This is a genomic window from Pseudoalteromonas piscicida (assembly GCF_000238315.3).
GTDB classification, from domain to species: domain Bacteria; phylum Pseudomonadota; class Gammaproteobacteria; order Enterobacterales; family Alteromonadaceae; genus Pseudoalteromonas; species Pseudoalteromonas piscicida.
Genome location: NZ_CP011925.1, coordinates 388131 through 407305, shown reverse-complemented (window position 1 = coordinate 407305; position 19175 = coordinate 388131). Strand labels below are relative to the sequence as shown.

Here is a 19175-nt window from a genome sequence, read left to right as displayed (position 1 = left end):
TTCACTCCTCTTTTTGTTTATATGTTCTATTTAAGCCGAGCTTTATTTAATTTCAGCCACTGGCATTGATAGCGGTTTTACACACATAAAATATGCCCAAGCAATCAATATGATTTGCAGTGGTGCTCTAATTAGCAAGTAAACTGGCCCCCACTGATGTCCTCCCAGGCCAACGCTGTTGAGCGCGGCATACACATTTGCAGGAAAAAACAGGATAAAAATGGCAATAGCCGCTTTCGCTGTAGGCAATTGATATTTAGGTATAAATAACAGAATCGCTACTACGAGTTCGATGACACCAGTGAAGTACACTAAAGGAAGCCTATACGGCACCCAACTAGGTAACATTTCTACCATTCCCTGTGCTTTTACGATATGGCCAATAAAAAAGAACATAAATGCGATACCGAGACCCCAACAAGCAAGCGTTGTTGTCTCTACCTGTACGCCTCTTACCTTTGAATAGATAATACCGAGTAATAACGGGCTGCAAAGTAACAGAATAATGATGATTGGTGTAACCATGGTTTATGCCTTATCCCTAAACATTGTTAGCGGCTAAAAAGCCACCAAGATTATCCAATCATGTCACGTGATGTTCCTAAAAACAATAAAATTAGCAACCGTATGTGCTAGGGCCTGTTGACCTTTGCTGTTTGATTTTTGTTCTTCTGAGTGTGTTTTGGTCGCGACGCTCGACTTGCCGCCTAGTAATCTAGGCAAAAGTTGAGCAACAATGAACAAAGCGCACTCAGATGAACCCAAAGGGCAGCGCTTGATTAGCATTTCTTCTGTGTTGCCCCACAAGGATGTGGGGTAAGGTGACTTTGCAGGAGCACAAAGTCTTTATCGCCAGACTTACATAGAATAACTATGCTACGCAGGCTCCGCCTTGTATAAATGGCAATTAAACTGCTGCAAAAACAAACTTGAAAGATCAACAGACCCTAGATTTTGCTGATCTTTAGCTCACCACTTTCATCAACTCCGCTTTAGTCTTGCCGATATCAAACTGCTCAACCATCTCTCGCAATTCATTGGCTTTACTCAACAATGACAGCCCCGATGCATTCGTCATCTCTACCAAAGTATTGTTTTGCTGCGTGATACCATCAATTTGCTTAATCGCTAGATTAATTTGCTCAATACCACTTGATTGTGTGTTGCAGGCCTCTGCGATAGTTTGCACTTGCGATGCAAGTCCATACACACTTTCCACGATGGTTTTTAGCGTCTCGCCGGATTCTGAGGCCAGCTTCGACCCTTGCTTCACTTTAATGTTACTGCTCCCCAGCAGCTCAGAAATGTCTTTTGAGGCGCTTGCACTGCGCAGCGCTAAATTTCTCACTTCTGAGGCAACGACCGCAAAACCTTTTCCTTTTTCTCCGGCTCTTGCAGCTTCAACAGAGGCGTTCAGCGCTAATAAGTTAGTTTGAAACGCAATAGAATCAATAACCTCAATGACGGTAAGTATTTCTTTAGCACTCTTACTAATTTCGGTCATTGCCTCAATCGTTGACTCAACTACCTTTCCACCTTGCTGTGCTTGCTGGTTCACTTCAATTGCCAACTGATTAGCCGATTGCGCATTACTGGCGTTTGAGTGCACGGTTTCGGTGATTTCACCAACTGATACCCGCGTTTCTTCAATAGATGCGGCTTGAGAAGAGGAGCGTTCACTTAACTCTTCGATGCCTGTGGTGATCTGCTGTACCGAAACTGTGATGGATTCAGCCATTGCTAATAACTTTTGCATCATATTAGCTAAGTTGCCAACACTGGTATTCACCGATTGTTTCAACAGCGCAAAATCACCCGCATAACTTTTTTCAACTTGGCGAGTTAAATTTCCCTGAGACAGCCCATCCATCACATTCATGCACTCCTTAAGTGGCGCTTCAATTGAGTCCAGCGTTTCATTCATGGCTGTAATTATGCTGGCGTATGCGCCATAATGATTGCTAGCGTCAGCTCTATGATGCAAGTCTCCTTCGCTGGCCGCTTCAGCAAGCTTTTCGGCATCGGTTAGCATCAATTTAATCGCACCGACACAAGCAAAGAGGCTTCGATAGATGCTATCAAACTCTCCTTTATAACCATCATTCGTTAAGGCGGGTAATTCTCCTTTTGCGATACTTTCTAGATATCCACTAGTAAGGGCTACGGGTTTAGAGACCGCATCAAGCGTTTCATTAACACCACGAATGATTTTCCGAAATTCCCCCTGATGCTTGGCTTCATCTGCGCGAGTAGAGAGCTCCCCTTCTCCTGCGGCGGCAACTAAGCTGTAAGTATCTTCAATAAGTAACGATAGTGATGAGGTGGCGCGCTTTAAGGCCATATGAATTTGCGCAAATTCGCCCTTAAACTCACCGTTAATCTGCTCGGGAATTTCTCCTTTTGAAAGCGAAGTAAGATATTGTTTTGTTTGGCTAATAGGTTGCTCAACAGCATCAAGTAGTTTGTTAAGTCCGCTGGCTATTAATTTCATAGAGCCAACGTATCCCTCAAGGTTTATACGTTCACTTAGTTTGCCATCGGAAGCTGACTTAATGAGCTGTTCAACCTGTCGCTCTGCACGTCTTGTCTGGCTTAAATTCTTAAATTCAAATACCGTACCTAACACCCTATCATTTTGATCGGAAACTGGGTTGGCGGTTACCGCAATGATTATGTCACCTACGCACCACTCCCACTCTAACTGACGTACTAATTGACCCGCAGCCTGATTCAGTGCTTTAGAGCTGTGAAGTAAAGCTTCGGGAATTGGATGATTAATGACTTCAGTCGGCACACTTAACGCAGTGCGGTAACGATCAAATAAAGAATCACATTGTGCATTTACGTAGATCACTTGATTACTGTCATCACATAACAGCACGGGCGCGGCCACGTTATTTAGCGCATAACGGATCCGTAAGTTTTCTTTTGCTTGTAGCTCTAACTTTTGAGTCGCATCAAGTAAGCTAGTTTGCATTTATCGTAAATTTGTCAGTAAGTTACCTATTTCATCGTCACTGTGTACAACGACTTCGTTGTCTAATCGACCACTCGCAATTGCCTTTGCCACATCAGATGCACGGCGGATTGGACGAGTGATTAAATGCTGCATATACCAAGTCAGTAATCCTAAAGTCACAAGCGCAACAACGATGAGTCCGAGGGTACTAAAAAAGATAAGTTGGTTTTTTGTCGCGACAATTTCACTCGTTCTCGTGTCTACTAACGCGTTAATTTGCTTATTAATTTCAAGTAAGTAAACACTTGCTTGGCGGTCTATTCCACTTACTGAAGCATCAGCAAGGCTAATATCAAAGCCTGAACTTTTGAATAGTTCCACCGCTTCACGATATTTTTGTCCTAAGGTGAGGTGTTCTTTTTGATATTCGCGCAACTTATTTTCTAGGGTAGTTGGTAACGTATAGGCTGAAACAATTGAACTGAGTTGCTTTTGCACCTCAGCTTCTTTGGTTTCAAATCTTGACCAATATTTATTTAGCTGGGCAGGATCGCTTCCTCTAATGAGTACATTTTTCCACTCTTGTACTTGGGTTTTGAAATCATCGAGCACTATGTTTATTTGCTCGCGAGCAGCCAATTCATTGTCTATCATGCTGTCATACTGCTCCGCGACGCGTTTCATCACCCAAACAGTAATCATCGCACCGATGAGCATTACCACTAAACCCGCAGTTACCGCAGAAATAAGTTTTGCCTTAACACTTTTCATTCTGAGTATCCCTAATTATGAAAAGATTGTTACATAAAGATAGAACAGGAATAGTGGTGCTACAAATCAATGCAGTATCAAGGGTGAAAAACCGTTATTGCACTTTGATTTACAATGTAAAACTTATGACATTCGTCATCATCACAGAGTCACAAATATCTGCTAGGATAGGTTCGCAAGAGAATAAAGGAATAATACCTGCGGAGCAGGTTTTTAGCGGAGTAAGTAGATGTCGGCGTTTTTTCGCTATCCGACGGCTTGGTTGGTAACAACCATTTTCACTTGGTTAGCCGTTGCAATACCAAGTTTGATTTATGCTCAGCAAAAAGCACAATGGCTGCCTTGGGTACAGCATATCGGTGTTTTGGTCCTCGTGCTTTTATGTATCAATGAATCCGAAAAGTACTATGGCTACAAGGTTAGATATTCAATGCTGTTTGTATTGGCGCTTTTGATCCAGTCAATTAACCTTACTTCCCCCGCCGCAATTCATCTCATTTACAACGTAAAACTCGTTGGGATCCTTGCTTTTTATGTTCCTTTAAGTTTTGCGCTTGGGTATATCCTAATTACCTCCTGCTTATATGTTGCGTCGCAATACTTTTTTTGGGGACATGGTTTTGAATATCTCAACGCTGTGTTATTTGCTTGTTTTCAGTTATTTGCGTACGTGGTCTGTAAAAGAATGCAAAAAGAACAAGAAGCCAAAGAAGCGCTACAACTCGCCCACAGCCAGCTATCTGCAACGCAATCTCTGTTAAGCCAAAGTATTGCTAAACAAGAGCGGCTTCAATTAGCACGAGAGTTACATGACGACGTTGGACATCAAATAACCAGTCTAATTGTAAATTTAGATGTCGCAAGACGAACTGCGGCTGCACCATTAACCGAGCTATTAGATAGCTGTTATTTGCAAGCTAAAGACACCCTAAAATGTATTCGCGATTTAGTCAGCGACAAGCGTAGCAACGAGCATATCGATCTCCATGATGCATTGCTGAGGCTCACTGAATCTATCCCTCGTCTTAACATTGAACTCGACTATGAACATCACCCGTTACTCGAGAAACTAAGTTATGCCAATTGCATCCTAAAATGCTGCCAAGAAGCCATCACCAATACCTTGAAGCACGCCAAGGCGGATAAAATGCAAGTACGAGTGTATTGTCAACAAGGACTAAAAGTACAAATAAGCGACAACGGCATTACCTTAAATAGTATTCGATTTGGAAATGGTCTGGCTGGTATGCAGGAACGGATCCAAGAACTCGGCGGCAGTCTTGATGTGTCAACTCATCAAGGCGTAACATTAACTATCCATTTTGGGACGACAAATGGCTAAAATATCAGTTTACCTAGTCGATGATCAGGCGCTTGTGCGCCAGGGTATGCAAGCACTGCTTTCGCTAAGTGGTGACATTGTTTGTTCTGGAAGTTGTGGCAGCGGCAGTGAGTTCATCCAACAGGTTCAATTAAACCAAATTACAGCTGACATTGTGCTTTTAGATATGCGAATGCCTGAGCTAGATGGTGTCGATGTACTCACCGAGCTTTTGCCTTTGGCAATCAACTTTAAAGTCATAATCCTCACTACCTTCAACGACACTGCAAAGCTAAAATTAGCCCTTGAGCTTGGTGCTAAAGGCTGTCTTCTTAAGGACGTGGACTTAGAAGAGTTAATTGATGCCGTTCGACAAGTCCATCAAGGTGAACTCATCATCCAAGATGAGCTTGCTGAGACCTTACTAAAACCTGACCCCACTTTAGATAAGCTCACCACACGAGAAAAGGATATTTTAAAACTAATCGCGAAAGGATATTCCAATAAGGAAATCGCCAATACTTTATATAAAGCGGAAGGTACCATCCGTAACTCGGTTTCTTGCTTGCTCGCAAAACTACAGGTACGAGACAGAACACAAGCAACACTAAAAGCTAAAGCGCTCGGCTTCGGGGATTGATATTGCTACACTGCCATATCGCCATTTGCGGAGCCGTTTTTGAACAACCCAAATTTACCACTAGTTTATCACGCTAATTACTCATTCAATTTTGATCCAAAGCACCGCTTCGTGATGAGTAAATTTGCACGTTTATACCAAGAAGTAGATGCATTAGGGCTCATTCACAACAATGTTTATAGCCCAGAACCCGGCAACCCATCGCCACTAGAAAGCGTGCACTGCGAGCAATATGTTTGGGACTTATGGCGTAATCAACTCGACGCTAAAATGATGCGCCATATAGGTCTACCTTGGTCAGAGCAGCTTATGGCACGTACTTTTACTGCGCCTCTTGGAACGCTAAAAACTGCAGAACTTGCGCTTAAACACGGTATTGCATGCCATTTAGCCGGTGGCACGCACCACGCACATTATGATTTTGGCTCTGGTTTTTGCATGGTAAACGATCTCGCCTTTACGGCCACACATCTGCTCGAAAATAATCAAATCACCAATGCCCTCATTTTTGACTTGGATGTTCATCAAGGCGACGGCACTGCCGCTATGCTAAAGCACAACCCGTATGTTTATACCTGCTCGATCCACTGCGAGAAAAACTTTCCGTTTCGTAAACATGCTAGCGATTTAGATATTGGCTTAGAAGTAGGGATCAGTGACACACACTACCTAGAAATAGTCGCACATACGCTTGAGTCATTATTGGTTGATCTAAATCCAGATATTGTGCTGTACGACGCTGGTGTCGATGTTTGGCAAGGTGATAACTTAGGTAAATTGGATATCTCATGGCTTGGCATTGCGAAACGAGATGCACTGGTGCTGACCTTATGCCAAAAGCATGGTGTCCCTGTCGCGACCGTAATTGGTGGCGGATACGATAAAGATCACCAAAGATTAGCAAAGCGCCACGCGATTGTAGTGCAACAAGCTGCAAAACTTTAAAAAAATGATGATCTTTTTATTTTGCTCATTCGTTTATCTTTATGAAGGGTTTGATTGGTGTAACACCTTTAGTTAATTTCCCCTTCACCATGGCACTGATTAGGCGCACCGTGTTGTGCGCTTTTCTTCTTACTCTCCAAAAACACACATTCATCAATATTTAAAAAACATTTAATTTACACGAACAGCTCCTCCTGTTAATGTACCCACTTCGCTAACTAAAACAAGGAATTAGTATGAAAACCAAACTTGCGATAATCGCTTCATTATTTGCTGCGAACTCTGCATACGCTACTGTGGAGTTGTACTCAGGTGCGAATAACTGTGCTTTAGACACGAAACTAGAAGCAGCTGCTTTCACTAAACATGCAAATGCAGTTGGTAACTTAGAGGCGTTAACACAAAAACACGGTGAACAAGCGGGCGCCACGGGAAATGGCTACTTTATTTTCAATCCTGCCTACTTAAGAACAGAGCGTTACTTCAACTGTAGCGTGCCGCTAAATGCCAATATTGGCCAATTTACGCTAACCGTTCATGGAACAACTAAAGGACTAACTGGTACTAATGCCTTCTGTTTGATTTCAAAAATTCGTAAAGTGAGCGACGGCGGTATAGATAAATGGTTCAAGTTTAGAGAGACAGGTAAAGGTTTCGATTGGACTGATATATCTGATCCAAACGTAGCAGAAGAGCAATTTGTTAGCTACACCACAATGTTAGACAATAACTACGAAAGTGGCGCTGTTTTGGACTTCAAGTGCAGAACAACATGGGATAAAGGCAGTGTGGCAGTTGGTCAAATTGAGCTTAGCTACTAATATTGATTAGTACGCTGTCACTATGGGCAACCTTTCCCTGAGGATTGCCCATTACGGTCCAACAAATTCTTGATTATGCTTTGCCAGTGCACGCCTAATTCGGTCTATGAGCATCGGATCTGTATCCTTGCTAAATGCCATACATCCACGCTGCTGACTTGCCTTAGTGACTTCTAAAAGCGGTGTAACTTCTTCATCGTTAAGCCCAGCGGCTTTAAGCTCCTCACTCATGATGTATTCCGTTGACATTACAAGGTCTATCCGCCCTTTGAAAAAGAGTTTGTAAAAGCTTTTGGAATCGGCAGCAACAACCAAATGATCTCCTTGAGTAAACCCGTGTTGAATCAAAAAATCATAATAAATATTGCCTTTTACTACTGCAGAAGTGTATTGCTTGGCATCTTCCAATGAAGCAACTTGAATATCTTTGCGCGTTTTAAGTTTGAAGAAATACACGCCCACAGGGCGGATCAAAGGACATGCCCATTCGTAGTCAGCTTCACGCTCTGCGGTACGATAAATAGAGTAAATCATTGTATTTGGGCGCTCTTTGGCAATTTTCATTGCCCGTACCCAAGGGTAAACTTTTATCTCGTAGTCAATCTCAGCAACAGCAAGCACTTCCCTTACCTTTTTTGTTGCTCTCCCAACAACCTCACCTTTGTCATTGGTGAAGTTGTACGGCTTCCACTCTTCGGTTACCACGAGTAGATCTTTTGCAAAGGCACTCAAACTCGTTAAAGAGAGTATAATCAGGCTATAAATCGCTAATTTTATTACATAAGCCAATATTTCTTCTCCGCTTTTTGCAATTCCACCTTAACTCATGCACCATATTAAGAATATAAAGTTTCAAGAACATCAATATGAAAAGCATAGTACTATTTATCCTTCTCGTCGCTTGTAGTTTTACGAGCATGGCGAATGAACAGGCAACGTCAAAAAAGCCGACAGAAAACCAACAACAACAAGCTTTATCACAATTACAAGAGCCCATGTATAGGCCCTTAATTGAGCGTTATATTCTTGATGAATTAAGAGCAGTCAGAGAAGATCAAATGCGCTTACGAGCTGATATAGAGAAAAAAATCAGCCACTCTCAGCTAGATACTGCAGATCGCGCAATTACCTACACCACAGATACCATCAATAATGTGCTCTTTTTGATCACAGCAGCTGCGTCTATCTTAGTTGTCGTTGGTTGGACTTCTTTTAGAGATATTAAGAGTAAAGTAGAAGATATCGTTAGCCTGCGCGTTGGCACGATCACCGACGAATATGAAAAGCGCCTTCAGGTTATTGAAGAGAAATTACGCGAACGTTCTGAGGAAATCCTCAATAACCAGAAGAAAATATCTATAACGAATGAAGTACACTCTCTGTGGATGCGGGCAAATCTTGAGAGTGACATGAATTCTAAAATTGAAATTTACGATGAGATCCTAAATCGCAAACCGGAAGATGTTGAGGCGATTGCCTACAAAGCCGATGCGTTATTAGAGCTTGGTCAAACCAACACTGCAATTGCTTTGTGTAATCAAGCATTAGAAATTGACAGTGACTATGGCTATGCCTATTGGCAGCGCGCGTGTGCTTACTCCATGCTATATAAGCATGCAGATGCGATGGCCGACATCCGTATGGCTTTAGAATATGCGCCTAACTTAAAGAACGAGTTACAACACGAGCCAGCGTTTGCAAGTCTTGCAGATAACCAGAGCTTTAACGAGCTGGTGAATAGTTAAGTTGTTTTAGCAGCTCGATTTGTAATTGTGTAATCACGTCGAGCTGCTTTTTAGAGATAACCAACGGATTTTCAATTTGATGGATTGTAGCCCCTTGCAAATTAAAGTGTTTTTTCAGCTCAACCATCATATTACTATCGTAGAAAAGTGCAGCCAAAGAGCCGTCTGCAAATGCTTGCGCTAAACCATATTCCAGACGTTTATGCAGTTTAATATCGTCTTTACGGACATAGAAGTACACCATTGAAGGGTAGAGTAGCAGGTTTTTCTCACCATAAGTCACTTGCTTGTTATCAAACGCCTTAAGCTCAGGCACTAACTCAATGACACCTCGTGGAAAAATTTTACCAGCGCTATTTGCAAGCACTCTGTAAACTGCCAACCCATCAACATATTTCTCTACCGTAAAACCCGCTTTTTCAAAAATCTGAACGTCAGGCCAGTCCTGCCCCAAGACGACGTTGAACTTTTGTAGCTCAGCTAATGATAAATGCACATTCAACTTGCCGCTGTCGGCCACGTTCATTGCCATTGCCCTTATACCAAAGCTGCCAAACGCGATGGGAATGGCCACCGGCTTTGCTTGAGTGTCTCTCGCGGCTGTTGAGACCGTCCAGAACACATCGACATTGTGCTTTAGCAATTCCTTAAATTGCCTTGACTGATTAATTGGTAAATCAATCGGCTCTATCCAGTACTCGCCATATTGCTCTCTTGACTTATCTAAAGCTAAACGCAAGACTGACAAAAAATATTGGTTCTGCGGTGTGCCATTTTCTTCTGCTGCGTCCACGACCCTAATGACCTTTGGCTCTGCAGAAACAGTATTCGCGGTTACCAGCAATAATAAGCATAAGAGATACATAACACGAGCCTGCATAGGATCACCAATATTGCTCAACGGTGATATGCCCAGGCTTGGCTCGCCTATGGCGTTCGTACCCCATACTCTGCAACTGAGCACTTAGCTCTTTCACCATTTCGGGGTTACCACAAAGCATAAAATGACTATTATCCGGAAACTGCTTATAGCCTAGGTAGGTTAATAATTGCTTGTTTTCTATCAGTTCAGTGACTCGGCCTTGGCAACCGCTCTCAGGTTGTTCCCGTGTAACAAGCGGTACATAAGTAAAGCCATCTCTTTGTTGTTGCAACTGCTCAAGCTCTTCACGGTAACACAAATCTACATTTAGGCGCACACCATGAATAAGGATCACCTGTTTAACCCTCTGCCACACGTCACCTTCTCTGAGCATAGACAAAAATGGGCCAACCGCCGTACCTGTACTTATCATCCAAAGCGTATCGCAAGGTGGTAGTTCATCTAGTATAAAAAAACCGTTTGCTTGGTAAGCTACATTGAGCTCATCACCGACTTGTAGCTGATGTAAAGGCACTGAAAGGTTGCCATCGGGCACTTCAACTAACAACACTTCATGAATTGGTTCTGACGGCGGGTTTACAAAAGAATATGCTCGCGCGATGCGCTTTTCCCCTTGTTGCAAACTCAATTTAGTATATTGACCAGCCTTAAACGGTGCGATATCCGCTTTAAATCTGATACTGAATAATGTGGGCGTCCAATGTGTGATTTCGACGATTTCTCCTTTTACCCATTGCGACATTATTTCTCCAAAACTCACAAGCCGTATTTATTTAACGATAACATAACCATGGCAAAAAAATTGGCTTTGTCAAAGTTTCGGGCACCAGGTTTTTCCTAATTCAACAGGAAGCGGATCTCTGACGATGATCTGTGAAGTGACTTTGGGCAGCGACAGATTAAACTTGTCGATATGCGCATTCACCATGGACGCATATCCTGCATTTGCAGCGCCGAGCGAATAGGCTTTCATTGTTGTCGACACGGTTACGGCTTGTTTGTTTTGCTCTAGCTGTTGTACCAGCTCCCGCAACCAACCAAGATAATTCTGATTATCTTCTATTAGGGAAGGTTCCGCAGCAATATTAGCAAGCGCTTTGTGATAGCTGGAGAAGTCAGAGTTGAGTACGTATATCCCAAGACTATTGATTGACACTTGTTTCACGGCTCTATAGTTGTCATCTTTTGCGTAATGGGTCGCCGCGTTAATAAAATAGCTAAGTGCTTCATCAGCCTCTCCTTTTGCAAAGGTTGCATTACCAAGTGCAGTTAACAGCCCTGCTTGCATAAAATTTGGCAACCGTTCTTGATCCACACTTTTTAAAAGGTTATATCCGACAGCTGGCTGACCAATCCGAGTATAGGCAATTGCTATATTCACTTTTAATGCAGACTTGTGCTGGGAGCTGACTGAAGCATTCATAGCACATCGATAATGCCAAATCGCTTGCTCATTTTGATTACGACGACGATAGCCTACACCTATATTAGTCAGAATTTTCGCCTTATCTTGGTCCGCAAAAATCTTGAAGGGTGGTGCTTTAAGCGTATCTAGTGCCTTAATAAAAATGGCGTTATTGAATGTGCTGGCACTTGCTCTAATTGCTTGATAATGAAGTTGATATAAATCTTGAACCGGAAGATCTTCCTGAGCAATCGCGTTTTGGTATACCTTAAGCGCTTCACCAGGCGAATTTTTGACCAACAACTCGAATTCATCTAAGTCAACTTCAGCATTCGCCATCAACGCTAAAAAGCCTATAACAAGAATCGTCATCACCCAACACCAGCACTTTACTATTAGAAAAACTCTACCACCTTTATGCAGTTTAAACTAGTCAAGGTTATTTAAGACGGGGCCAGATCAAAAAAAAAGCCGCTTCAAGCGGCTTTTTTGGGTGTGATTCGCGTTGTTTTAGGCGTGTCTCCAAAACTCTGCGATTACGTTACCAAGGAACTTTTTTAAATTGTATTAAATTGACTCTAGCGCTATTTTAACCATTTCATTGAACGTGCTTTGACGCTCTTCTGGCGGCGTTGCTTCACCAGTAATAACATGGTCACTTACTGTGAATAGTGCCATCGCTTTGGCGCCATATTCAGCCGCTACGCCATATAAACCAGCTGTTTCCATATCAACAGCCATGACGCCTAGCTTGTCTAATTCTTTATAAAATTCACCATCGGCTTGATAGAAAGTATCTGTAGTGAAAACATTACCAACTTTTGCTTCAATACCTAAACGGCGAGCAGCGTTTACGCCATTTTCTAACAAACCAAAATCAGCAATTGCAGCGAAGTCATAGCCACGTACACGAGCACGATTCACATTTGAGTCTGTGCTCGCGCCTTGCGCAAAGATCACATCGCGGATCTTGATGTCTTGACTAATACCACCACATGTACCGATGCGGATCAGGTTCTTAACACCAAAGCTAACAATAAGCTCACGAGCGTAGATTGACATAGATGGAATACCCATGCCTGAACCCATGATGCTCACTGGCTTACCATTGTAAGTACCAGTAAAACCAAACATGTTGCGAACGTCAGTTACCTGACGAGCATCTTCCAAAAAGTTTTCAGCAATGTATTTTGCTCTTAGTGGATCGCCCGGCATTAATACCGTTTCTGCAAAATCACCTGGCTTTGCGCTAATGTGTGGAGTGCTCATATTGTTTCCTTTAGTTAGGCTTTTATCTCGGCCTTAAAGCCTTCACCGTACTGCGTTGCATCTAAATCAAACCACTGGGCAAGCGTTTGACCTATGTCAGCAAAACTTTGTCTCTCTCCTAACGGAGTATTGTTCATACCCGGTGTATATGCCAATACGGGCACGTACTCTCGCGTATGATCTGTACCTTCTGCGGTTGGGTCACAACCGTGGTCGGCAGTCACTAAAAGTAAATCGCCAGCTTTTAGTTTGGCAATAATTTCCGGTAAAAATGCGTCAAATTCAGCAAGTGCTTCTGCATATCCCACTGCATTTCTGCGGTGACCAAACTTTTCGTCGAAGTCGACTAAGTTGGTGAAGATAAGGCTGTGGTCTGGCGCTGTCTCCATCACTTCGCTTGTCTTTGCTAGCAGATTCAAAAGACCAGGCGCTTTGTGCTTTTGCGTGATCCCTTGATGCGCATAAATATCTGCAATTTTACCAATACTAATTACTTCGCCACCGTCATTGGCTAGCTTATCTAGCACAGTCGGCGAAGGTGGTAATACCGAATAGTCTCGGCGATTACCTGTACGAATAAAGTCGGCACTTGAAGTGCCTATAAATGGCCGCGCAATCACTCGTCCTATATTCATTTCATCAAGCAGTGCCCGTGCGATTTCACATACTTGATAAAGCTTGTCAAGTCCGAACGATTGTTCATGAGCGGCTATTTGAAAGACGCTATCAACTGAGGTGTAACAAATCGGCTTACCGCTTTGCACGTGTTCTTCACCCAGCTGTTCTAAAATCGTTGTGCCCGATGCGTAACAGTTACCCAAAATGCCAGGGATGTCTGCACGTTTGCACAATTCATCTATAAATTCTTGTGGGAAACATGGGTTAGTATTTGGGAAGTAACCCCACTCAAACAATACTGGCACCCCTGCCATTTCCCAGTGGCCAGACGGTGTGTCTTTACCACTCGATAATTCTTTTGCATATCCCCAAGCAGCACTTGGTTCTATGGTTTGCGCCACAGCGCAAGTTTCTTTACCTGCAGCTTCACACGCTGCAATGAGGCCTAGTTTAGAAAGATTAGGTAAGTCTAACGCTTGTCCTTTTTCTTCTTTATACGCCTGCAATAAATGAGCGAGAGTATTAGCGCCTACGTCACCAAACTTTTCTGCGTCCGGTGCTGCGCCAATGCCTAGGCTATCCGCCATTAAAATGATTGCTCTTGCCATAGATACCTCTCTATACTGCTCAGGCTGTTATTTATTCTTAAATACATGGTTACCTTAAGCGTTGGTTACTTTATGTTTGGTTAAAAAAATCGTACAGGACATAAGTCCGCTGTCATAAAATAGTCACAAAATTCACGAAAAGCTGCGATCTTGCTAATTTGGCTCTGTCACCCTTAAGCGGACATAAGTCCTGTTTTGAGTCCGCCAAACCCGTTAAATTTGCTCATTAAGCGAGGCAAAAGAGATTAATCGTGTCTTTTTTGCTATTGTGATCTTCCAACATAAACAACTGCTGGGTGTGAACTTTAGTGACACGAACTATTATAGCCATAGCTGGCGCATCTGCGTCTGGTAAGTCTCTTTTTAGTCAAACGATCTACAACGAATTAGTGAATGAGCTTGCCTCAGGCACTATCGCGGTAATCGAAGAGGACGCCTATTATAAAGATCAATCGCATTTACCTATAGAGCATCGTACTCAAACGAATTATGATCATCCTGATGCGTTTGAACACGAGTTGTTACGCAAGCATTTAACTAAGCTTCGCCTAGGTGAATCCGTAGAGGTTCCTACCTACGATTACGGACAGCATACACGTAGTGATAAAACCCGAATAGTAAACCCTGCTAAGATACTAATCGTTGAGGGTATATTACTACTGAGCGATCCTGCATTAAGTGAAGAGTTTGATATCAAGGTGTTCATTGATACACCTTTGGATATTTGTTTGCTGCGTCGCATGCAAAGAGATATAGAGCACAGAGGAAGAAGTCTGTCATCTGTGGTAGAACAATATCAGGCGACGGTAAGACCGATGTTTTATCAGTTTATCGAGCCATCCAAGCATAATGCCGACTTGGTTGTGACCCGTGGCGGTATGAATCGCGTTGCGATTGATATTATTAAAAGTAAAATAAAATATTTGCTACAAGAATAACGGGAAATTGGCATGACAACAATTATGAGCTTAGTGGGCATGATGATGCTCCTAGGCGTAGCATTTGCGTGTTCAACAAATCGCAGTGCTATTAATAAGCGTACCGTAGGCGTTGCATTTTTATTGCAAGTCCTTATTGGTGGCTTTGTACTCTTTATTGAAGCGGGCAAAAATGTATTAGCTTCAATGTCTAGCGCGGTTGCCAAAGTGATTAGCTATGCTAACGACGGTATCGGTTTCTTGTTCGGGCCATTAGCCAAACAAGACTCGCTAGGGTTTATCTTTGCGATTCAGGTGTTACCAGTGATCGTGTTCTTCTCAGCACTCGTTGCTGTGTTGTATCACCTTGGTATCATGAACTGGATCATTAAAATTTTAGGTGGTGGCTTGCAAAAGCTGCTACAAACGTCACGACCAGAGTCGCTTTCAGCTACGGCAAATATTTTTGTCGGTCAAACGGAAGCCCCTTTGATCGTAAAACCGTTTATTCCAAAAATGACGCAATCAGAGTTGTTTGCAGTTATGGTTGGCGGTTTGGCGACGGTGGCAGGCTCCGTTATGGCGGGCTATGTGGCGATTGGTGTTGAGCTTAAATATCTCATTGCCGCGAGCTTTATGGCAGCCCCGGGTGGCTTCTTAATGGCAAAAATGATTGTGCCAGAAACCGAGAAGCCACACGAAAATCTATCTGATGTAGATAGTGGTGATGATAAACCAGTAAACGTAATTGATGCTGCAGCATCTGGTGCATCAAGCGGTATGCACTTAGCACTGAACGTAGGTGCGATGCTACTTGCGTTTGTGGCACTTATTGCGCTACTAAACGGTCTACTAGGCAGTATTGGTGGAATTTTTGATTACCCAACACTGACGCTACAAGAAATTTTAGGCTACGTCTTTGCCCCTGTTGCTTGGCTACTTGGGGTACCTTGGTCGGAAGCCGTGACGGCAGGTAGTTTTATCGGCCAAAAATTGGTGGTTAACGAGTTTGTTGCCTACCTAGATTATATGAATTATCGCGATACGTTGAGCACGCACACTCAAGCGATTGTCACATTTGCTTTATGTGGATTTGCTAACTTATCGTCGATTGCCATCTTACTAGGCGGACTTGGTGGTATGGCCCCAAGTCGTAGAAAGGATATCGCTCGCCTAGGGCTCAGAGCAGTGTTAGCAGGGTCTATGGCTAACCTCATGAGTGCAGCAATTGCAGGTTTCTTCCTCTCGCTAGCTTAGAAACTTATTGAGATAAGCCGCAGTTGCAAAACAATTGGTTGGTTGCTTTAAGGGGTTAAAGTGACCACACTAACTTGAACGATACTTCACCAAAGGGCCTTTTAGGCCCTTTTATCGTTTCTGAGAAACGCTTTTTTGACAGCACCATGTTAAGTGACCAGCACCTCTCACCTACAGCTCCTTCATCGCTTTTGGTGGAAATATCTTTTCTTGTAACCCAGTTACTAGGCTGACTCCAAGCAAGACTAAAATACTGCCAAGGATTGTGTTAGCACCGATTTGCTCTTGCAAAAAGAGATGCCCCCATAAAATCCCAAACACTGGAATTAAAAAGGTAACGGATAAAGCAGACGCAGCGCCAAGATCCTCGACTAATTTAAAATAGAGAATATAGGCAAAACCCGTGCATAATATGCCAAGTCCAACTACTGCACTTATCACTGTAGAGTCAGGCGTTTCTCTCATTGGCATAAACCAAATAAAAGGCAATACCAATAGGGCAGAGCCCCATAAGTTACCATGGGCATGATTAAATGCGCTCATTTTTGGTGCCGTTTTGGTGTAATGAGAGGCCACTGCATAGCTCAGAGTCGCACACAGCGTTGCAATAATAGGTAACCATGCACCTTCGTTCAATACGGTGCTATCCAACCCAACTAGCGTGATAACACCTGCAATCCCAAATCCACAACCTAGCCACACCGACTTTTGAGTCGGCACTTTTAGCCAAAACACACTGATTATCACACCCCAAAATGGCGCGGTTGAATTTAAAATTGAGAGCATAGAAGCATCAAGCGTTTGCACTGCATAAGCGAATAACATAAAAGGTAACGCTGAGTTAAACAGTCCGAGGATTAAAAAGTGCTTTTTGTACTGCCAAAAATGTAAATTACGCTTTAATACTAAAGCAACCGCGGCGAGCGTTAGCGCACCAAATAAGACTCGAAATTCAATGAGTACAGCAGGACCAAGGACACCAGCAGCCACTTTCATAAATAAAAATGAGCCACCCCAAATTGCAGCAAGTAACACTAAACCAAGAAACCCTTTCACTCCATACTCCAAGGTTAATATTAATGGAGCTTTACCTTACGCCGATATATAAATACAGCACAAGCCATTTTTGGTACTGTCATTAGGATGTGTTTAACTTTCTTTGAGAAAGAGGGAAAGGCTAAAACTTAAGGTATAGAATGAGACTCGCTTTTTACGCAATGATAGTCGCTTTGCTTATCCTCACAGGATGTAGCAAAAGGCAAACTCTAGCGCCAACAGAGCAAATACAATTGACTCAGTTGCCGGTTAGTCTCGCCCAACTTTCTAGTGACGCTGCGCTAACCTTACTACTCATTAACGATCATTTACTACAAGTATGGGATAACCAAAGCCAACAGCTGATTAGACAAATCGAAGGAAGTAAATACCAACTTACTTTTCGTGACGCTTTAATAGCGCCGAGCAAGCGCAGTATTCTGAGTATTTCGGACACCCAACTCAACATCTGGCAATTGCACTCAAACGAAGTTGTCAGTTATCCATTACCTGGGTTTGACTCGTTTATCCGCGTTACCAAAGCCCTGTGGTCCAGCGACGAGCAGTTTATCGTCCTTGGCTACAATGACGGCAGCATACTACTTTTGAGTTTAGATGAGCAAATCATCACCAGAATAAACCTTCATGAAAGCAGCATTACACATTTGATTTTTAATCGTAACTTGACCTCGCTCTACTCGGCCTCTTTAGACGGTCACGCTAAAAAGCTTGAGTTAACTAGTAAAGAAGTCACTGTAGATTATGAGCTGCCTCATCGTATTACCAGTTTGGCATTATCGCAAAATGAAAACTGGCTGTTCGTATCAGACGCCCTGCAAGACCAAAAATTCATTGATACGCGCACAGGTCAAGCAGTGTTATCTCTATCCTATCCTCAGCGCTTCAAGTTTTTTCGAAGTGCACAGTTCGTCGCTAACGACAAGTTTCTGCTAACCACCTCTTCCAAGGGATATATTTCGCTATGGGAATTAACGTTGGGAAAAGAAATTGTCAGTTGGCCAATAGCACAACTGAATCTGGGCAGCACCGTTTATGATGTACACATCTCCGATAGTAATGTGCTTACGACGATAAGTTCAGATGGGGTATTGGAAAAGTGGGCCTTAACACCTATATTGTTTGATTATTAGAGACAAAAAAAGGTAGCATTCGTCGATAAGAAAAAATAATAAATACATCTATGGAACACTCAAATTTTGACAATCAATCGCACTGTTTAAATTGCCAAACTCAACTTGTTGGCGAGTACTGCTCAGGTTGCGGACAGAAAAAAGCGTCGAGATTGACCTTTAAACACTTACGCATTTTGCTTCAAAGCGCAATGCTTGAACTCGAGTCCCCCTTTTTTAAATTGCTTTTTGGATTATTACTTCGACCTTTTAAGACCATTCTTGGATACTTAAATGGACAGAGAAGTCGCTTTGGTAATCCCTTCAAGTTTAGTTTTATTCTACTCACCGTGATCGTGCTTGCCTCGCACCTACTTGAAATCAGCTTCATATCCAGCAGTCAACTTTTGGAATCGAAAGAGCAGCTCAAATGGCAATCTGAAATCGCACTATATGAAGCAACGCACATTTATCGCGTCTTTATTCTGGCATTCTTACTCGGATTAGCCGCTAAGCTAGTGTATCGTTCTGCGCCCTACATAATGCTGGAGTACGCTATAGGACACCTACTCATTCTAACCCTAAGCATACTGATATTCTCAATTCCACTAATGCTGGGTATCTTCAGCGAGCAGCTTTACGCAATTTTTTCGCTCTTATTTTCTGGTTTGTACAGCATAATACTGAACTATAAAATGGCAGAAAATGAGCTAATAAAGTGGAAAAATTGGGGTAAGGCAATGCTTGCCTACGCGATAGGATCGATACTATTTTCTGGTATTCTCACATTTTTATTTGGGGTGTACAGTGGTTTTACTCACAAGATTTGATCTGCATGAGAGTTATTTAGC

At 42.7% G+C, this 19175-nt stretch carries 20 protein-coding genes and 1 pseudogene; 10 read left to right on the top strand and 11 right to left on the bottom strand.

Features of this window, described 5'->3' with window-relative positions; all coding sequences use genetic code 11:
- Positions 1-42: 42 nt before the first annotated feature.
- The 4 genes from PPIS_RS21340 to PPIS_RS21325 form a co-directional block, all read right to left on the bottom strand.
- On the bottom strand, positions 43-525 hold the full coding sequence (locus tag PPIS_RS21340) for a DoxX family protein (RefSeq protein WP_010369905.1): 483 nt from the start codon (positions 523-525) through the stop codon (positions 43-45).
- Between the two features lie 63 nt (positions 526-588).
- Positions 589-786 carry a hypothetical protein gene (locus PPIS_RS25780; protein WP_010369908.1) on the bottom strand — a complete coding sequence of 66 codons (198 nt, stop codon included), beginning with the start codon at positions 784-786 and terminating at the stop codon, positions 589-591.
- A gap of 178 nt (positions 787-964) precedes the next feature.
- A complete protein-coding gene (locus tag PPIS_RS21330; RefSeq protein WP_010369911.1) occupies positions 965-2977 on the bottom strand; it encodes a methyl-accepting chemotaxis protein in 2013 nt (670 codons plus the stop codon).
- A complete protein-coding gene (locus tag PPIS_RS21325) occupies positions 2978-3730 on the bottom strand; it encodes a HAMP domain-containing protein (protein WP_010369914.1) in 753 nt (250 codons plus the stop codon). It lies immediately after the preceding gene.
- Between the two features lie 229 nt (positions 3731-3959).
- Here PPIS_RS21325 and PPIS_RS21320 point away from each other — a divergent pair, with 229 nt between their 5' ends.
- From PPIS_RS21320 to PPIS_RS21305, 4 genes are all read left to right on the top strand, one after another.
- Positions 3960-5072 carry a sensor histidine kinase gene (locus PPIS_RS21320; protein WP_010369919.1) on the top strand — a complete coding sequence of 371 codons (1113 nt, stop codon included), beginning with the start codon at positions 3960-3962 and terminating at the stop codon, positions 5070-5072.
- Positions 5065-5691 (top strand): response regulator, encoded by a 627-nt coding sequence (locus PPIS_RS21315; RefSeq protein WP_010369923.1) that lies wholly within the window; start codon positions 5065-5067, stop codon positions 5689-5691. Before PPIS_RS21320 ends, PPIS_RS21315 begins: the two co-directional genes overlap by 8 nt.
- Positions 5692-5730: 39 nt before the next feature.
- Positions 5731-6636, top strand: a complete 906-nt coding sequence (locus PPIS_RS21310; RefSeq protein WP_010369926.1) for a histone deacetylase family protein — start codon at positions 5731-5733, stop codon at positions 6634-6636.
- A 236-nt stretch (positions 6637-6872) separates the two neighbouring features.
- Positions 6873-7457 carry a hypothetical protein gene (locus PPIS_RS21305; protein ID WP_010369929.1) on the top strand — a complete coding sequence of 195 codons (585 nt, stop codon included), beginning with the start codon at positions 6873-6875 and terminating at the stop codon, positions 7455-7457.
- Positions 7458-7508: 51 nt separating this feature from the next.
- Here the strand turns inward: PPIS_RS21305 and PPIS_RS21300 are convergent, their stop codons facing one another.
- Positions 7509-8246 (bottom strand): substrate-binding periplasmic protein, encoded by a 738-nt coding sequence (locus PPIS_RS21300; RefSeq protein ID WP_010369931.1) that lies wholly within the window; start codon positions 8244-8246, stop codon positions 7509-7511.
- Positions 8247-8374: 128 nt separating this feature from the next.
- Between PPIS_RS21300 and PPIS_RS21295 the strand changes: the two genes are divergently transcribed.
- Complete coding sequence (locus PPIS_RS21295; RefSeq protein ID WP_021032582.1) at positions 8375-9202, top strand: TPR end-of-group domain-containing protein; 828 nt, start codon at positions 8375-8377, stop codon at positions 9200-9202.
- On the opposite strand, the gene PPIS_RS21290 is transcribed toward PPIS_RS21295, so the two are convergent.
- The 5 genes from PPIS_RS21290 to PPIS_RS21270 form a co-directional block, all read right to left on the bottom strand.
- Positions 9180-10082, bottom strand: coding sequence for a hypothetical protein (locus PPIS_RS21290; protein WP_211219529.1), 903 nt, complete (start codon positions 10080-10082; stop codon positions 9180-9182). The two genes, PPIS_RS21295 and PPIS_RS21290, sit on opposite strands and share 23 nt — an antisense overlap.
- A 4-nt stretch (positions 10083-10086) precedes the next feature.
- Complete coding sequence (locus PPIS_RS21285; protein ID WP_010369938.1) at positions 10087-10827, bottom strand: ferredoxin--NADP reductase; 741 nt, start codon at positions 10825-10827, stop codon at positions 10087-10089.
- A 69-nt stretch (positions 10828-10896) separates the two neighbouring features.
- On the bottom strand, positions 10897-11862 hold the full coding sequence (locus PPIS_RS21280) for a hypothetical protein (RefSeq protein WP_010369940.1): 966 nt from the start codon (positions 11860-11862) through the stop codon (positions 10897-10899).
- A 195-nt stretch (positions 11863-12057) separates the two neighbouring features.
- Positions 12058-12759 carry a purine-nucleoside phosphorylase gene (gene deoD, locus PPIS_RS21275; protein WP_010369942.1) on the bottom strand — a complete coding sequence of 234 codons (702 nt, stop codon included), beginning with the start codon at positions 12757-12759 and terminating at the stop codon, positions 12058-12060.
- Between the two features lie 14 nt (positions 12760-12773).
- Positions 12774-13985, bottom strand: coding sequence for a phosphopentomutase (locus PPIS_RS21270; RefSeq protein WP_010369944.1), 1212 nt, complete (start codon positions 13983-13985; stop codon positions 12774-12776).
- 308 nt (positions 13986-14293) lie between these two features.
- Between PPIS_RS21270 and udk the strand changes: the two genes are divergently transcribed.
- Both udk and PPIS_RS21260 read left to right on the top strand, forming a co-directional pair.
- Positions 14294-14923 carry a uridine kinase gene (udk, locus tag PPIS_RS21265; protein WP_010369946.1) on the top strand — a complete coding sequence of 210 codons (630 nt, stop codon included), beginning with the start codon at positions 14294-14296 and terminating at the stop codon, positions 14921-14923.
- 12 nt (positions 14924-14935) lie between these two features.
- On the top strand, positions 14936-16159 hold the full coding sequence (locus PPIS_RS21260) for a NupC/NupG family nucleoside CNT transporter (RefSeq protein ID WP_010369948.1): 1224 nt from the start codon (positions 14936-14938) through the stop codon (positions 16157-16159).
- A 171-nt stretch (positions 16160-16330) separates the two neighbouring features.
- Here PPIS_RS21260 and PPIS_RS21255 read toward each other — a convergent pair whose 3' ends face one another.
- Positions 16331-17215, bottom strand: coding sequence for a DMT family transporter (locus tag PPIS_RS21255; RefSeq protein WP_010369950.1), 885 nt, complete (start codon positions 17213-17215; stop codon positions 16331-16333).
- Between the two features lie 140 nt (positions 17216-17355).
- On the opposite strand from PPIS_RS21255, the gene PPIS_RS21250 reads away from it, so the two are divergent.
- The 3 genes and pseudogenes from PPIS_RS21250 to PPIS_RS21245 all read left to right on the top strand — a co-directional run bounded on the left by PPIS_RS21250 (position 17356) and on the right by PPIS_RS21245 (position 19154).
- Complete coding sequence (locus tag PPIS_RS21250; protein WP_010369952.1) at positions 17356-18345, top strand: WD40 repeat domain-containing protein; 990 nt, start codon at positions 17356-17358, stop codon at positions 18343-18345.
- 50 nt (positions 18346-18395) lie between these two features.
- A pseudogene (locus PPIS_RS25860) lies at positions 18396-18665 on the top strand (DUF3667 domain-containing protein); the annotation flags it as partial.
- Positions 18666-18731: 66 nt separating this feature from the next.
- A complete protein-coding gene (locus PPIS_RS21245) occupies positions 18732-19154 on the top strand; it encodes a hypothetical protein (protein WP_248694131.1) in 423 nt (140 codons plus the stop codon).
- The last annotated feature ends 21 nt before the right edge of the window (positions 19155-19175 follow it).

Coding starts and splice junctions, on each gene's coding strand:
- PPIS_RS21320 (WP_010369919.1), top strand. CDS start 3,960: ATGTCGGCGTTTTTTCGCTATCCGACGGCTTGGTTGGTAACAACCATT.
- PPIS_RS21305 (WP_010369929.1), top strand. CDS start 6,873: ATGAAAACCAAACTTGCGATAATCGCTTCATTATTTGCTGCGAACTCT.
- PPIS_RS21285 (WP_010369938.1), bottom strand. CDS start 10,827: ATGTCGCAATGGGTAAAAGGAGAAATCGTCGAAATCACACATTGGACG.
- PPIS_RS21270 (WP_010369944.1), bottom strand. CDS start 13,985: ATGGCAAGAGCAATCATTTTAATGGCGGATAGCCTAGGCATTGGCGCA.
- PPIS_RS21295 (WP_021032582.1), top strand. CDS start 8,375: ATGGCGAATGAACAGGCAACGTCAAAAAAGCCGACAGAAAACCAACAA.
- PPIS_RS21290 (WP_211219529.1), bottom strand. CDS start 10,082: ATGCAGGCTCGTGTTATGTATCTCTTATGCTTATTATTGCTGGTAACC.
- PPIS_RS25780 (WP_010369908.1), bottom strand. CDS start 786: ATGCTAATCAAGCGCTGCCCTTTGGGTTCATCTGAGTGCGCTTTGTTC.
- PPIS_RS21330 (WP_010369911.1), bottom strand. CDS start 2,977: ATGCAAACTAGCTTACTTGATGCGACTCAAAAGTTAGAGCTACAAGCA.
- PPIS_RS21325 (WP_010369914.1), bottom strand. CDS start 3,730: ATGAAAAGTGTTAAGGCAAAACTTATTTCTGCGGTAACTGCGGGTTTA.
- PPIS_RS21250 (WP_010369952.1), top strand. CDS start 17,356: ATGAGACTCGCTTTTTACGCAATGATAGTCGCTTTGCTTATCCTCACA.
- PPIS_RS21315 (WP_010369923.1), top strand. CDS start 5,065: ATGGCTAAAATATCAGTTTACCTAGTCGATGATCAGGCGCTTGTGCGC.
- deoD (WP_010369942.1), bottom strand. CDS start 12,759: ATGAGCACTCCACACATTAGCGCAAAGCCAGGTGATTTTGCAGAAACG.
- PPIS_RS21280 (WP_010369940.1), bottom strand. CDS start 11,862: ATGACGATTCTTGTTATAGGCTTTTTAGCGTTGATGGCGAATGCTGAA.
- PPIS_RS21260 (WP_010369948.1), top strand. CDS start 14,936: ATGACAACAATTATGAGCTTAGTGGGCATGATGATGCTCCTAGGCGTA.
- PPIS_RS21340 (WP_010369905.1), bottom strand. CDS start 525: ATGGTTACACCAATCATCATTATTCTGTTACTTTGCAGCCCGTTATTA.